The sequence below is a fragment of the Kitasatospora hibisci genome (assembly GCF_043950205.1).
GTDB classification, from domain to species: Bacteria; Actinomycetota; Actinomycetes; order Streptomycetales; family Streptomycetaceae; genus Kitasatospora; species Kitasatospora hibisci.
In genome coordinates, this window is the sequence record NZ_CP171642.1 from 5,361,958 (window position 1) to 5,376,242 (window position 14,285).

Consider the following 14,285-nt stretch of genomic DNA (forward strand, 5'->3'; position numbering starts at 1 on the left):
CTCCGGCGTGCCCTCGGACGTCCCCCACGATCCGCGCTTCCGCAGGAGCCCCCGCATGCGCAGAACACCCGTACCCGGCGCCTCGCCCGTCGGCGCCTCGCCCGCTCGCCACCGGCGCAGCCCCCGCACCCTGGTCGCCGCGGGCACCGCCTCGGCCGTCGCCGCCGCCACGGTGGTCGGCCTGACCCTCGGACTGGCGCCCGCCGCGTCGGCCGGGGAGTTCCTGGTCAACGGCGGCTTCGAGAGCGGCGTCCTGAACCCCTGGAGCTGCGGCGGCGCCGGCAGCGTCGTCACCGGCCAGGCCCACGGCGGCGGCCACGCTCTCGCCGGAGCGGCCTCGGCGAGCGACAACGCCCAGTGCACGCAGACCGTGACGGTCGCCCCCAGCACCACCTACACGCTCAGCGGGTGGGTGAAGGGCTCCTACGTCTACCTCGGGGTGACCGGCGGCGCCTCCACCTGGACGCCGGGCACCGGCGGCGCCTACCAGAAGCTCAGCGTCAGCTTCACCACCGGTGCCGCCCAGACCAGCGCCACCGTCTACACCCACGGCTGGTACGGCCAGGGCACGTACTACGCGGACGACCTCTCCCTGGACGGCCCGGGCGCGCCCTCGCCGACCGCCTCCCCGACCGCGACGGCGACCGCGACGGCGACCGCGTCCCCGAGCCCGACGGCCACGCCCACCGCGACGGCCACGCCCACCGCCACCCCCACCACGCCGCCGTCCGGCGGCCACGCCCTGGTCGGCTACCTGCACGCCAGCTTCGCCAACGGCGCCGGCTACACCCGGATGGCCGACGTCCCGGACTCCTGGGACTTCATCAACCTCTCCTTCGGCGAGCCGACCTCCGTCACCTCGGGCGACATCCGGTTCGACCGCTGCCCGGCCACCGAGTGCCCGACCGTGGAGTCCGACGCCGACTTCAAGGCCGCGATCGCCGCCAAGCGTGCCAGGGGCAAGAAGGTCCTGATCTCGATCGGCGGCCAGAACGGCCAGGTCCAGCTCACCACCACCGCCGCGCGCGACGCCTTCGTCGCCTCGGTCTCGGCGATCATCGACAAGTGGGGCCTGGACGGGCTCGACATCGACTTCGAGGGCCACTCGCTGTCCCTGCAGGCCGGCGACACCGACTTCAAGAACCCGACCAGCCCGGTCGTGGTCAACCTGATCTCCGCGCTCAGGACGCTCAAGGCCAAGTACGGGCCGGGCTTCGTCCTCACCATGGCGCCGGAGACCTTCTTCGTCCAGCTCGGCTACCAGTACTACGGTTCCGGCCCCTGGGGCGGCCAGGACCCGCGGGCCGGCGCCTACCTGCCGGTGATCCACGCGCTGCGCGACGACCTCACCCTGCTGCACGTCCAGGACTACAACTCCGGCTCCATCATGGGCCTGGACAACCAGTACCACTCGATGGGCGGGGCCGACTTCCACGTCGCGATGACCGACATGCTGCTCAAGGGCTTCCCGGTCGCGGGCAACACCGCCAACGTGTTCCCGCCGCTGCCCGCAGGCAAGGTCGCCATCGGCATGCCGGCCACCACCAACGCGGGGAACGGCTACGTCGCCCCGGCCGAGGTCGACAAGGCGCTGGACTGCCTGACCAGACTGGCCAACTGCGGGAGCTACGTGCCGAAGGCCGGCGCCCAGCCCGACCTGCGCGGGCTGATGACCTGGTCGATCAACTGGGACCAGTTCGGCGGCCGGGAGTTCTCCCGGAACTTCGACGGCTACTTCCGACGCTGACCGATCGCCGCCGACCGCTACCGGGCGGACCGCTGCACCGCCGACCGCTCCGCCGGGTGCCGGGTGCGTCCGGGGGCCTGGCCCCGGGTGCACCGTCCGGTACCCGGCGGAGCTCACACCCCGACGCGCACCGCCGCCAGGTACTCGGCGATGGCGTCCCGGTTGCGGGTGAGGCACTGGATCCGCCGCGTCATGCTGGTGAGCTCGTGCTCCAGGGTGGCGAGCATCTCCGGGGTGGCGTCCCCGAAGTGGATGGTCCGGGGCTTGCTCAGGCAGGGCAGGATCTGCTTGATGATCCTGGTCGGCAGCCCGGCGTCGAGCAGGCCCCGGATCTGCAGCACCCGGTCGACCGAGGGCTCGTCGTACGTGCGGTAGCCGTTGGCGCAGCGCTCGGAGAAGATCAGGCCCTGCTCCTCGTAGTAGCGCAGCAGCCGCCGGGACGTTCCGGTCCGCTCCGCAAGCTCCCCGATCTGCATGTGGCCCACCTCATCGCCGGTCGCGTACGGCCCTGACACCAGTGTGCGTTCCCGAGCATAGCCGCGGCGGCGGCACGGCGGCCCACGATCCGGGCAGCGCGGGAGCGGCGCTCCTGACGGTCTATCATCCGGTCATGGCAACCGCAGAGTTGATCCGCATCGTCTCCCGCTCCTCGCCGATGGCCCTGGCCCAGGTCGAACGGGTCCGCGCCGAGCTGGCCGCCCTGCACCCGGAGGTGCGGACGGAGGTGGTCCCGGTGACCACTTCGGGGGACCGCTGGATGGGCGACCTCGCGCGGCTCGGCGGCAAGGGCGCCTTCACCAAGGAGGTCGACGCGGCGCTGCTGGCCGGTGAGGCGGACCTCGCGGTGCACTGCCTCAAGGACGTGCCGGCCGACCGTCCGCTGCCCGCCGGCACCGTCTTCGCCGCCTACCTGCGCCGCGACGACATCCGCGACGCCCTCGTCCACCCGGGCGGCCTGACCCTGGGCGAGCTGCCGCCCGGCGCCCGGATCGGCACCTCCTCGGTCCGTCGCCGGGCCCAGCTCGCCGCCTCCCACCCGCACCTGGAGTGCGTGCCGATGCGCGGCAACGCCAACAGCAGGCTGGCCAAGCTGGCCGCCGGCGAGGCGGACGCCCTGCTGCTCGCGGTGTCCGGGTTGGAGCGGATCGGCGAGCCGGAGCGGATCACCGAGGTCCTCCCGCCGGAGACGATGTGCCCGCCCATCGGCGCCGGCATCCTCGCGCTGCAGTGCCGGGAGGACGACGCCGCCACCATCGAGGCGGTCGCCGGTCTCGGCGACCACCCCACCTGGCGCGAGGCGAGCGCCGAGCGGATGTTCCTGCACGTCCTGCAGGGCCACTGCAACTCGCCGATCGCCGGCTACGCCAAGGCCGAACCGGACGGTCGGCTCTCGCTGCGCGGCCGGGTCTTCTCCCCGGACGGCAAGCAGGTCCTGGACGCCCACGAGTGGGCCGGCTCGCTCACCCCGGAGGACCTCGGCACCGCGACCGCCCTGGCGCTGAAGCGGCAGGGGGCGTCCGAGCTGATCGCCGCCATCCCGCACTGAGGCCGCCGGAGCCTGTGCCGCCTCGGGGACAGTCCAGCCCGCGCCCGGGGCGGCGGGCCGTGCGGCCGCAGGGCCCGCCGCCCCGGGAACGCCGGAAGGCCCCTCGCTCTCGCGAAGGGCCTTCCGGCTGTCTGTGCGCCGCCAGGGACTCGAACCCCGGACCCGCTGATTAAGAGTCAGCTGCTCTAACCAACTGAGCTAGCGGCGCCTGCTGACGTGGAGAACATTACCTGGTCAGCAGCGGAAACACACAATCGGCCCGGCCGGCCCGTTCAGGGCGTGAGCACGACCTTGCCCCGGACGTGTCCGGTGCCGACCGTCCGGTGCGCGTCCGCGGCCCGCTCCAGCGGGAAGGCCGCGGCGATCTCCACCCGCAGCCCGCCCGCCTCCCAGAGCTCCACCAGCTCGGCCAGCCGGGCCGCCGACCGCTGCGCGCGCAGCTGCCGCAGGCCGAGCCGCGCGGCGGTGGCGTGGTCGGTGACGGTGCCGATCCGGTCCCGGTCGGCCACCAGTTCGACGGACGCCTCCAGCGCGCCGCGCCCGGCCGCGTCGAAGGCGGCGTCCACGCCCTGCGGCGCCACCGCCCGCACCCGCTCGACCAGCCCCTCGCCGTACGCCACCGGGACGGCGCCGAGCTCCCGCAGGTAGTCGTGGTTGCGCGCGCTCGCGGTGCCGATCACCGTGGCGCCCCAGGCGCGGGCCAGCTGGACGGCGGCCGTGCCGACCCCGCCGGAGGCGCCGTGCACCAGCACGGTGTCGCCGCGGCCCACCTTCAGCTCGGTCAGGGCGGTGTGCGCGGTCTGGCCGGAGGCGGAGAGCGCGCCGGCCTGCTCCCACGGCATCGCGGCCGGCTTGGCGACCAGGTGGGCGCCGTCCACGGTGACGAACTCGGCGTGGCTGTCGAGCAGGCGGAAGCCCAGCACCTCGTCGCCGACCTCCCAGCCGAAGCTGCCCGCCCCGAGCTGGTCGACCACCCCGGCGAACTCGTTGCCCGGCACCACCGGCGGCTTCAGCCGGGTGCCCGGAGGGCTCCAGCCCTCCCGGACGGCGAGGTCGGCGGGCTGCACCCCGGCCGCGCGGACCCGGACGCGCACCTCGCCCGGCCCGGCGGCGGGGGTGGGCACCTCGGCCACCCGCAGCACCTCGGGGCCGCCGAACCGGGGGACGGTGACTGCCTTCATCGACTTCCTGCCTGTCTGTCGGGCCGCTGATCGGTCCTTTCGATGATCAGACCTCAAGCGCGGTTGAGGTCAAGCGCCGTCCGGCGCGCTGCGACAGTCGGGTGCATTGTCAGATTTATCCTGAACGGCGGCCGGGGCCGTGCGCTCCGACCGCCCCGGACCGTCCGTCACCGAGAGGAACCTCCCGTGGGCCAGCTGCCCCTGCTCTTCCTGGTGCTGCTCGCCTCCGTGGTGACCATGCCGCTCGCCCGGCGGACCGGAGTGCCGCAACCCGTGCTGATGACCCTGCTCGGGATCGTCATGGCGCTCGTCCCGCAGATCCCGGACATCGCCCTCGACCCCGATCTGATCCTGCCGCTGGTCCTGCCGCCGCTGATCTTCGCCGTCGCGCGGCGCTCCTCGGTCCGCTACTTCCGGGCCAACGCCCGCTCGATCCTGCTGCTCGCGGTCGCCCTGGTGGTGGTCACCACCGCGGCGGTCGCCGGGGCCGTGCACTGGCTGCTGCCGGCCCTGCCGATCGCGGCCGCCGTCGCGGTCGGCGCTCTGGTCTCGCCCCCCGACCCGGTCGCCGCCGTCGCGGTGGCCGGCAGCGTCGGCCTGCCCCGCCGGCTGGTGGCGATCCTGGAGAGCGAAGGCCTGTTCAACGACGTCACCGCGATCGTGATCTACTCACTGGCCATCGAGGCGGTGGTCGGCGGCGACTTCACGGCCGAGAACGCGGTGCTGCGCTTCGTGCTCTCGGCCGTCGTCGCCGTCGTCATCGGCGTCGCGCTCGGCTGGGCCAACACCAAGATCGCCTCCTACCTGGAGGACCCGACCCAGCAGGTCGCGCTCAACCTGCTGGTCCCGTTCGCCGCCTACAGCCTGGCCGAGGAGATCCGCGGCTCCGGGGTGCTGGCCGTCGTGGTCTGCGGGCTCTACCTCGCCGAGCGGGCCGCGGACGCCGACGCCGTCTCGTACCGGCTGGTCGGCAACGCCTTCTGGGAGATCGTCGAGATCCTGATCACCGGCGTGGCCTTCGGCCTGATCGGGCTGGAGCTGGCCACCGTCCTCAAGGAGGCGGGCGACGGCTGGACCGCCATGATCGGCGACGCGGTGGCGGTCATCGGGGTCGTGGTCCTGGTCCGGCTGCTCTGGCTGCTCCCGGCCGGCTGGGTCTCCAGGAGACTGCGCGCGGGGGACGAGGAGGACACCCCCATCAGCTGGCAGGAGACCGTGGTGCTCTGGTGGTCCGGGATGCGCGGGGTGGCCACCGTCGCGCTGGCCCTGGCCGTCCCGCTCACCCTCGACTCCGGCGAGGCCTTCCCGGAGCGTGGCCGGCTGGTCTTCATCGCCTTCAGCGTCGTCCTGTTCACCCTGCTGGTCCAGGGCCTGACGCTGCCCTGGCTGGCCAAGCGGCTCCACCTGGACATCGACCACGACCGGCACGAGCAGGCCGTCCGCCAGCTCTGGTGGCGGGCCGCCAAGGCCGGGCTGGAGCGGCTGGGCGAACTGGAGCGGCTGGACCGGCTGCCCGCCGAGGTGGCCGACCGGCTGCGGGACCGTCAGCACGACCGGCTGGCCCGCCTCTGCCCGGAGAAGTACGCCGAGGAGGAGGCGGCCGAGGCGAAGCAGCGGCTCAGCCAGTGGCGGGCCGCGTACAGCGTCGAGCAGGAGATGATCGCCGCCTCCCGGCGCGAGATGCTGGCCGCCCGCAGCGAGGTCGGCGCCGACCCCGAGCTGGTCGACCAGGTGCTGCGGGGGCTCGACCTGCGCTCCGAGCGGAAGTGACGCGCCGTCGGTGCGGGGCGCCGGCCGCCGCCGACGGAGCGTCCGCGAACGGAATGTGCGCGGCTGGTCCCGACGTTGCATAGGCTGGCTCCGGGCAGGCCGTCAAAGGAGTCGGCGCACCACCCGTACCCGCTCGACCTCGCGAAACCCTCACCGCCTGGCCCTGCCGGTATCTGCACCCAGATGAATCGAGGAGCCACCGATGTCGGAGACCCGTGCCGACGCCCGTACCCCGCTGGACCGCACCCCGCAGTGGGCCGCCCTCGGCAAGCACCGGGAGGAGCTGGGCGACACGCACCTGCGCGAGCTGTTCGCCGCCGACCCGGAGCGCGGCCGGCGCTACACCCTCCAGGTCGGCGACCTGCACGTGGACTACGCCAAGCAGCTGGTCACGGACGAGACCCTGGCCCTGCTGCGCGAGCTCGCCGCGGCCACCGGCGTGGCCGAGCTGCGGGACGCCATGTTCCGCGGCGAGAAGATCAACAACACCGAGCACCGCGCCGTCCTCCACACTGCGCTGCGCGCCCCCCGCGGCGCCGTGATCGAGGTGGACGGCGAGAACGTCGTGCCGGCCGTCCACGCGGTCCTCGACAAGATGGCGGCCTTCGCCGAGCAGGTCCGCGGCGGCGAGTGGCGCGGCCACACCGGCAAGCGGATCCGCGCCGTCGTCAACATCGGCATCGGCGGCTCCGACCTCGGTCCCGCCATGGCCTACGAGGTGCTGCGCTCGTACACCGCCCGCGACCTCGACGTCCGGTTCGTGTCCAACGTGGACGGTGCCGACCTGCACGAGGCCGTCCGCGACCTCGACCCGGCCGAGACGCTGTTCATCGTCGCTTCCAAGACCTTCACCACGATCGAGACCATCACCAACGCGGTCTCCGCCCGCGACTGGCTGCTCGGTGGCCTCGGCGCCGGCAGCGAGGCGGTCGCCAAGCACTTCGTGGCGCTCTCCACCAACGCCGAGGGCGTCGCCGACTTCGGCATCGACACCGCCAACATGTTCGAGTTCTGGGACTGGGTGGGCGGCCGCTACTCGTACGACTCGGCGATCGGCCTCTCGCTGATGATCGCCATCGGCCCGGACGCCTTCCGCGAGATGCTGGACGGCTTCCACCTGGTGGACGAGCACTTCCGCACCGCGCCCCCGGAGCAGAACGTCCCGCTCCTGCTCGGCCTGCTCGGGGTCTGGTACGGCGCGTTCTTCGACGCCCAGGCGCACGCCGTGCTGCCGTACTCGCACTACCTGTCGAAGTTCACCGCCTATCTCCAGCAGCTGGACATGGAGTCCAACGGCAAGTCGGTGACCCGTGACGGCGCCCCGGTCACCTGGCAGACCGGTCCGGTGGTCTGGGGCACCCCCGGCACCAACGGCCAGCACGCCTACTACCAGCTGCTGCACCAGGGCACCAAGGTCGTCCCGGCCGACTTCATCGGCTTCGCCGAGCCGGTCGCCGACCTGCTGCCCGGCCTGGTCGCCCAGCACGACCTGCTGCTCGCCAACTTCTTCGCCCAGACCCAGGCGCTGGCGTTCGGCAAGACGCCGGAGGAGGTCGTCGCGGAGGGCGTGCCGGCCGAGCTGGTGCCGCACAAGACCTTCCGGGGCAACCACCCGACCACCACCATCCTGGCCGCCGAGCTGACGCCGTCGGTGCTCGGCCAGCTGGTCGCGCTGTACGAGCACAAGGTGTTCGTCCAGGGCGCGGTCTGGAACATCGACTCCTTCGACCAGTGGGGCGTCGAGCTCGGCAAGGTGCTCGCCAAGCGGATCGAGCCGGTGCTGCTGACCGGCGAGGGCGCCGACGCGCTGGACAGCTCCACGGCGGAGCTGGTCGCCCGCTACCGGGCGCTGCGCGGGCGCTGAGCCCGTTCGACGCGGGCCGTCCGCTCCGGCGGCGGCCCGCGCCGGCCCTTCCGCAGTGGTGTCCCGCGGGCCGTGCTCCGGACGGTCCCGGATCGTGCCGCTGCCGTCGGACGGGCCGGAGACGCCGGAAGGCCCTTCGCTCTCGCGAAGGGCCTTCCGGCTGTCTGTGCGCCGCCAGGGACTCGAACCCCGGACCCGCTGATTAAGAGTCAGCTGCTCTAACCAACTGAGCTAGCGGCGCCTGCTGACAGGGAAGACTCTAGCAGTGGCCCGGGGTGCAGCCAAAATCGAATACCCGGGGCCCGCGACGTCGGTCCCGGTCGGGTCCCGGTCGGGCTCAGCAGGACGGCACGGCCACCGGCTCGGCCCGGTCGGACGGCTCACGGGTGGCCCGGACGCAGGCCCAGAGCACCACCGAGGCGCCCGGCAGCCAGGGCTCCCGTTCCTCCGGTGCCACGATCCACCGGCCCGAGCCCAGACCGGGGGAGTCCGGGCTGTTCACCATCCGCTGGACCGGCGGGACGGTCACCGCGTCGCCCCGGCCGTGGCAGAGCAGCGGCGGGACGTCCCGGGCCCATTCCTCCCAGGCCAGCAGCCGGCGCAGCCGGGGCGCCGTGCCGGGCTGGACGAACAGCAGGGTGCGTCCCCGGTAGACCGCGACCGGGCCGCAGCCGGGCCCGGAGGTCCACAGCTCGTCCAGTACCCGGCGGCCGAACAGCGCCGGCATGCTGATCACGTCGAAGGCGCGCCCGCAGGGCAGCACCGAGGGCGCCCACGGACGCGACTCCCACAAGGCGCGCATACTGCGCGGGTACTCGCTGGCGGAGGCAAGCCAGGCCTCCCCGGCCACGGTGACGTACTCCACCGACTGATACGTCCAGATGTCCACGGACAGCAGCCTGCGGGGTCCGGGGCGCGGCAGGGAGGGAAAGCGCTGTTTGCCGGACAGCGCGCGGAGGAGCGGCGTACCCTGCCCCGCGCATATGCCAGTGGCGACGCCGACCGCCGGTGGGCGGGGGCGGTCAGTCGTCGTGGCGGCGCGGCTGGAGCAGGCCGCGGCCGTACTCGATCATCTTGGCCGCGTAGTCCGCGGTCCAGTCCGCCCGCTCCGCGATCTCGGTCTCGGAGAGCGCGTCGAACCGGCGGGTGTCCGCCAGCTGCGCGGCCGCGACCGCCTGGAAGTCGGTCGCCCGCTCGGCCGCCGCGCGGAAGGCCAGCGCCAACTCGGTGGAACGGCGCAGCAACTCCGCCGGGTCCTCGATCGACTCCAGGTCGAAGAAGCGTTCCGGCTCCGGCTCGGCGGCCTGCGGCTCGAACAGCAGCTGCGCGGGACGCCGGCGCGGGGCGGGCGCCTCGCCGGCACCTGCACCCGGCCCGGCCGGCGCGGTCGAACCGCTCGGGTCGGACGCCTGGGCGTGGGAGTCGGGCATGGACGGACACCTCCAGGTGGTCGGTGGGGCGGACGACGGCTCCAGGGGACACCGCCGCCCGGTCGTGGCCGTCGTCCATTGTCTCGCGGGCGCGGCCGGTAACGGAACGGTGCGCATCGGGGCGCTATTCCCGGCCGGTACGCCGGGGGCGTGCCCCGGACGCCGAGCCCGGCCCGCGGCGTCCGAGCCGGCGCCTGGAGTCGCACGTGGTGACGGGCGGTGGCTCCTCGTGCAGCCAGCCGGGGCCGGGCCCGCGGGCATCACCCCAGCCGGACGCGGTGTCCGGCGAGGTGCTGCAGCACCTGGTGATTGGCCTCCCAGCCGTCCGGGAACGCGACCGAGACGCCCAACTGCACCGGCTCGGTGGACGGGTGTTCGTCCAGCAGTTCGGCGATACCCGCCCGGGCCACCACGATGCAGGCGTGCCGGTGTCGGGAGGCGAGTACGCAGAGCCGACCCGTCTCCAGGTGGAAGGCGGTCGCATCCGGCCGCCCGGAGAGCGGGTGCAGCACCACCGTGACGTCGTACTCCCGCCCCTGCAGCCGGTTGGCGGTGTCCACCGTCACGGCCGGTCCGGCACTCGGATCGACCGGGACCCCGGCCCTGACCAGCGCGGCCCGGACGGCCGCCGCCTGGTCCCGGTGCGCGGTGCCGACCGCGATCCGCCCCGGGGTGAGCGGCGCCGCGCCCTGCTCGGAGTGGGCCGTCAGCCCGCGCTCCAGCAGGCGGCGGACGGTGGCGGCCACCGCGGCCACGGCCTGCGGATCGGTCCGGACGGTGTGCCGGGGCGGCAGCTCCAGCAGCGCCCAGCCGTGGTCGGCGGCCCGGTCGATCGCCGCGTCCAGCGCCGATCCGTCCGGCCGCACCGAGGCGGTGAGCCGCCGCTCTCCCGGGCCGGTGCCGGAGCGGAACGGCGTGAACGGGTAGAACGCGTCCGAGATCAGCGGTGCCGCGCTGGCCGGCAGCCGCCAGGAGACCGGCAGCCGGTGCGGCTCGATCTGCGGGTTGTGCGCGAGGAGCGTCACCACCGCGCTGCTGGACGGGTCGTACGACAGGCCGGCCCACTGCTCGGTGCCGACCACGGTGAACGGGTCCAGCTGGCCCGGGTCCCCGACGAACAGGGCCCGCTCGAAGAGCCGGGCCACCGCGAGCAGCGCGTCCGAGCGCATCTGGTACGCCTCGTCGACGATCGCGTGCCGCCACGGCGCCCCGGCCTTCACCCACTGCCACTTCGCCGCGGTCGAGATCACCACGTCCAGCTCGGCGAGGTCCGCCACCTTGTCGGAGGGCGTGACGTTGGCGTGCCGCAACACCTCGGGCCCCGGCCGGGAGTCGGCGGCGTGCAGCCGGCCGATCGTCAACTCCGGTGCCTTGGCGGCGAGCCGGTCGACCAGGTCGTCCACCTGGCCGTTGGTCTGGGCGACGATCATCAGCCGCTCGCCGGACTCGACCAGCTCCCGGGCGGCGCGCACCACCAGGGTCGACTTGCCGGCGCCCGGCGGGGAGTCCACCACCACACCGCGCGGCGCCCCGGGGGCCGGACGGACGGTGGCCTCCAGGATGCGGGCCACCGCGGCGTCGGCGGCCGCGCCGGGGGAGGGGACCCGGGTGGGGGCCGGGGACGGGGCCGCGCCGGGGCCCTGCTCGCTGCTCACTGCCGGATCACTCCCATTCCTCGAACACCGCCGACGCGGTGGCGGCCGGTCCCGCCACGGGCACGGCGGCCGGCGTCCCGGTACCGGGCGGCCCGCCGTGCGTCCACGGGGTGTCGTCCGGCTCGGGCAGCGGGGCGGACTGGCGGACCGTCAGCTCGAACAGGGTGAAGGTGACCGTCTCGCCCGGCTCGGGCAGGCTGCCCGGCTCCGGCTCCTTCTTCCGCCCCATGCCGGAGAGCACCCGCAGCGTGATGGTGCCCGCGGCCGCGTCGACGCCCGCGATCACCGCCTTCTGTGCGGTCGGGCTCCCCCCGTCCGGCCGGGGGGACGCCCAGACCCGGTGGGCCTCCCGGCCGAGGTCGGCGTGCGGCCGGTCGGCGGTGCGGAGCGTCACCAGTGGCCGCGGCTTGGGCGACCGGCCCGAGGTGTCGTAGTCCGGGACCACCTCGGTCACCACGCCCGCGAACGCCTCGCCGGCCAGGCGGTGCTCGGCCATCGCCAGCGGGTCGTCCAGCGCCTCCTGGACGTCCAGCCGGGCCTGCTCGCGCTCCCGCTGCGCCAGCTTCCGGGCCGCCGTCACGGCGTCGTCCTGCCGGGGTTGCGGCGGCTCGCCGGCGGCCAGCCGGTCCCGGTGACCGGTGTAGGACCAGCGGTCGCCGGTCCAGCGCTCCTCCAGGTGCCCGGCGGGCGGCAGGGCGCGCAGCAGGTCCAGGCCGGTCCAGACGTCCTGCCAGGTCGGCAGCAGGACCTCCGTCAGCTCGGCGCGGAGCAGGTCGACGGCGGCCCGGACGGCTGCCCGGGCCTGGTCGGCGGCCGCGGAGTCCGGCCGTCCGGCGTGCTGCTGCAGGGCCGCCACGGCGGCGTCGTAGCGGGTGATCGCCGGGCCGAGCACCAGCTCGTCGAAGCGCGGATCGGTGGCCGGACCGGCCGGCGGGTGGAGCAGCTGACCGCGGCCGTCCCGGGCGGACTCGGCGAGCCCGGCGGCCTCGGCGCCGGAGAGGCCGGGCGGCGGCGCGTGCCAGGCCAGCCGGGCGGCCAGGTGCTGGTCCTCCAGGTGGCTCTGCCCGGTCGCCCAGTGCCGGGCGAGCAGCCCGGTCATCGGCAGCAGCATGCTGGCCCCGGGGACCTGCGCCCGGTCGGTGAGGTGGGTCAGCCAGCGGCCGAGCAGCGGCACCCGGGCCGGCGCCGGGTACGGGCCCGGCTCGTCGTCCTCGACCGTGCGGCGGAACCTGGTCGAGCGGCCGATGAGCGCAAGGTGGTGCACGCCCCCGCTGTTCGGCACGATCAACTGGGGCGCGTCGGCGCAGAGCTCGCGGAGTACCTGGGCCTTCTCCCCGGTCTCCGGGTCCTTCTCGGAGCCCTCGATCTGCTCCACCTCGTCGCCGAAGGACTCCAGGTACGGCAGCAGGTCGGCGGCCAGCTCGGCCAGGAAGTCGAAGCGGAGCGTGCGGTTGAGCGGCTGCGGGACGACGTGCAGGCCGGGCGCGGACCGGTCGGTGCCGAGCATGACGGCCAGCGGCGCGCCCGCCTCGCCCGCCGCGGTCAGCGGGACGACCACCATCGGGCGGTCGGAGAGGTGGCGGTGCCGGACGGTGGCCAGCGGTTCGGCGCGGCCGCTGCGGACGGCCTCCAACCGGGCGAGGGTGCCGAGCAGGCTCATACCGCGGCCCCGGCGCCGACCGCCGCCTCGACGGGCGCGGGCGCGGGCGCTGCCGCGGGGGCGGGTGCCGCGGCGGTGCGGCCCAGCGCCTCGGCGCGGAGCGCGGCGGCGTACGCCAGCCGGGCGGCGGCCTCGTCGGCATCGGCCCGGGTGTCGTCGGCGTCGCCGCCGGGGGCGGGGGCCGGGCGGTCGGCGTCGGCGGACTCGGCCGCGGCGAGCGCCGCGGTCACCGTCCGGATGCTGCCCAGCTCGCCGCGCACACCCCGGCCGAGCTGCTCCACCCGGTCGTCGCACCGGGCCTGGGCACGGCAGTGGAAGCCCAGCTCGCACGAGGAGAGGCAATCCGGGCTGTACGAGGCGGGCACCGAGGCGACCGAGCTGGTCAGCTCCTCGGCGGACCGGGAGGGCGTGCCGTCCTCGTCGGCCGCGAGGTCGAAGCCGGTCCCGGGCGGCAGCGTCTCCAGCAGTCGGCCGATGCCGGTCATCCGGCTCAGCTGGCGGCGGGTGGTGGCCAGCTCCCGGCGGACGTCCACCGGCACCGCCGTCGGTCGGTTGCTGAAGTCCTTGGGGCAGACCAGCAGCACGCTCAGCCGCGGGCTGCCCGGCAGCCGCTGCTCGGTGTACGGGTCCGGGTCGACCTCCCGGCCGGCCGACGCGGCCGCCGTCTCCTGCAGCGCCAGGACGTAGACCGCGGCCTGGCGGGCGGCGGCGCCGACCTTGGCCGGGTCCGCGCTGCCGTCCAGCACCGGGAAGGACTTGATCTCGACCACCGTGCACCGCCCGCCGTGCACCACCACGGCGTCCGGCTCCAGGTACGCGGTGCTGCCGGCCACGGTGAGCCGCAGCAGCGGGTGGTCCAGCAGCGTCCAGGCCGCCGGGTCGGCGGCGGCCTCGGCCAGCGCGGCCGTCGTCCGCTCGGCCCGGACGGCCGGGCCGGAGCGGCGCAGCAGATCGGGCACGGTCAGCCGGGAGCCGCCCTCCGTCGGGAGGCCGAGGTGGCGCCGGAGCGGCTCCAGAAGCGCCGCGTAGCCGTCCTCCTTCAGCCGGGACTCGAAGATCACGCCGCGTGCGATGGCGAACGGCGACTGCCCGAACGGTGCGGGGCGGCCGAGCCGGGCGGCCAGGGCGGACTTGTCGACGCCGGCGGCGTCGAGCACGGCGCGGCGGTGGCAGCCCGGGTTGGCGGCGAGCGCGGCGAGGGCACGGGCGTTCAGGCTGCGCTGCGGGGCCGGACCGCGCAGCTCGGCGAGCCGTTGGGCGAGCGGCTCAGAGTGCCCGCTGGACGTGACGTTCGTCGAGACGTTCATGGTGCGGCCCAGTGTCGCATCCGGGTCCGACAATCCGGTCCGGCCCGGCGATTCGCGGCGATTCCGGGCCGTGCCGGGTTGCGCTCCGCCGTGGGGCTCCGGGGGCCGGGGCCCGGGATCGTGGC

At 74.8% G+C, this 14,285-nt stretch carries 11 protein-coding genes and 2 tRNA genes; 4 read left to right on the forward strand and 9 right to left on the reverse strand.

The features are described from left to right. Positions 1 to 55: 55 nt before the first annotated feature. Positions 56 to 1,747: a chitinase gene (locus ACF9IK_RS23525; RefSeq protein ID WP_395296098.1), complete on the forward strand. Its 1,692-nt coding sequence runs from the start codon at positions 56 to 58 to the stop codon at positions 1,745 to 1,747. Positions 1,748 to 1,860: 113 nt separating this feature from the next. Here ACF9IK_RS23525 and ACF9IK_RS23530 read toward each other — a convergent pair whose 3' ends face one another. Beyond that, a complete protein-coding gene (locus ACF9IK_RS23530; RefSeq protein ID WP_395296099.1) occupies positions 1,861 to 2,223 on the reverse strand; it encodes a MerR family transcriptional regulator in 363 nt (120 codons plus the stop codon). A gap of 134 nt (positions 2,224 to 2,357) precedes the next feature. Here ACF9IK_RS23530 and hemC point away from each other — a divergent pair, with 134 nt between their 5' ends. Beyond that, positions 2,358 to 3,293: a hydroxymethylbilane synthase gene (gene hemC / locus ACF9IK_RS23535; protein WP_395296100.1), complete on the forward strand. Its 936-nt coding sequence runs from the start codon at positions 2,358 to 2,360 to the stop codon at positions 3,291 to 3,293. A gap of 134 nt (positions 3,294 to 3,427) precedes the next feature. On the opposite strand, the gene ACF9IK_RS23540 is transcribed toward hemC, so the two are convergent. Then, a tRNA-Lys gene (locus ACF9IK_RS23540) sits at positions 3,428 to 3,501 on the reverse strand. 64 nt (positions 3,502 to 3,565) lie between these two features. Further along, positions 3,566 to 4,474 carry an NADP-dependent oxidoreductase gene (locus tag ACF9IK_RS23545; RefSeq protein WP_395296101.1) on the reverse strand — a complete coding sequence of 303 codons (909 nt, stop codon included), beginning with the start codon at positions 4,472 to 4,474 and terminating at the stop codon, positions 3,566 to 3,568. Positions 4,475 to 4,660: 186 nt separating this feature from the next. On the opposite strand from ACF9IK_RS23545, the gene ACF9IK_RS23550 reads away from it, so the two are divergent. Both ACF9IK_RS23550 and pgi read left to right on the forward strand, forming a co-directional pair. Next, a complete protein-coding gene (locus tag ACF9IK_RS23550; protein ID WP_395296102.1) occupies positions 4,661 to 6,244 on the forward strand; it encodes a Na+/H+ antiporter in 1,584 nt (527 codons plus the stop codon). A 202-nt stretch (positions 6,245 to 6,446) separates the two neighbouring features. Then, a complete protein-coding gene (pgi, locus tag ACF9IK_RS23555) occupies positions 6,447 to 8,108 on the forward strand; it encodes a glucose-6-phosphate isomerase (protein WP_395296103.1) in 1,662 nt (553 codons plus the stop codon). 167 nt (positions 8,109 to 8,275) lie between these two features. Here the strand turns inward: pgi and ACF9IK_RS23560 are convergent. The 6 genes from ACF9IK_RS23560 to ACF9IK_RS23585 form a co-directional block, all read right to left on the reverse strand. Then, positions 8,276 to 8,349 (reverse strand) — tRNA-Lys (locus tag ACF9IK_RS23560). 96 nt (positions 8,350 to 8,445) lie between these two features. Beyond that, positions 8,446 to 8,997, reverse strand: a complete 552-nt coding sequence (locus ACF9IK_RS23565; RefSeq protein WP_395296104.1) for a bifunctional DNA primase/polymerase — start codon at positions 8,995 to 8,997, stop codon at positions 8,446 to 8,448. Between the two features lie 133 nt (positions 8,998 to 9,130). Further along, positions 9,131 to 9,538 carry a hypothetical protein gene (locus ACF9IK_RS23570; protein ID WP_395296105.1) on the reverse strand — a complete coding sequence of 136 codons (408 nt, stop codon included), beginning with the start codon at positions 9,536 to 9,538 and terminating at the stop codon, positions 9,131 to 9,133. Positions 9,539 to 9,798: 260 nt separating this feature from the next. Then, on the reverse strand, positions 9,799 to 11,193 hold the full coding sequence (locus tag ACF9IK_RS23575; protein ID WP_395296106.1) for an AAA family ATPase: 1,395 nt from the start codon (positions 11,191 to 11,193) through the stop codon (positions 9,799 to 9,801). A 7-nt stretch (positions 11,194 to 11,200) separates the two neighbouring features. Beyond that, positions 11,201 to 12,853, reverse strand: coding sequence for a hypothetical protein (locus ACF9IK_RS23580; RefSeq protein WP_395296107.1), 1,653 nt, complete (start codon positions 12,851 to 12,853; stop codon positions 11,201 to 11,203). Further along, positions 12,850 to 14,160: a hypothetical protein gene (locus tag ACF9IK_RS23585; protein ID WP_395296108.1), complete on the reverse strand. Its 1,311-nt coding sequence runs from the start codon at positions 14,158 to 14,160 to the stop codon at positions 12,850 to 12,852. The genes ACF9IK_RS23580 and ACF9IK_RS23585 overlap by 4 nt, the downstream gene beginning before the upstream one ends. Positions 14,161 to 14,285: the final 125 nt, after the last annotated feature.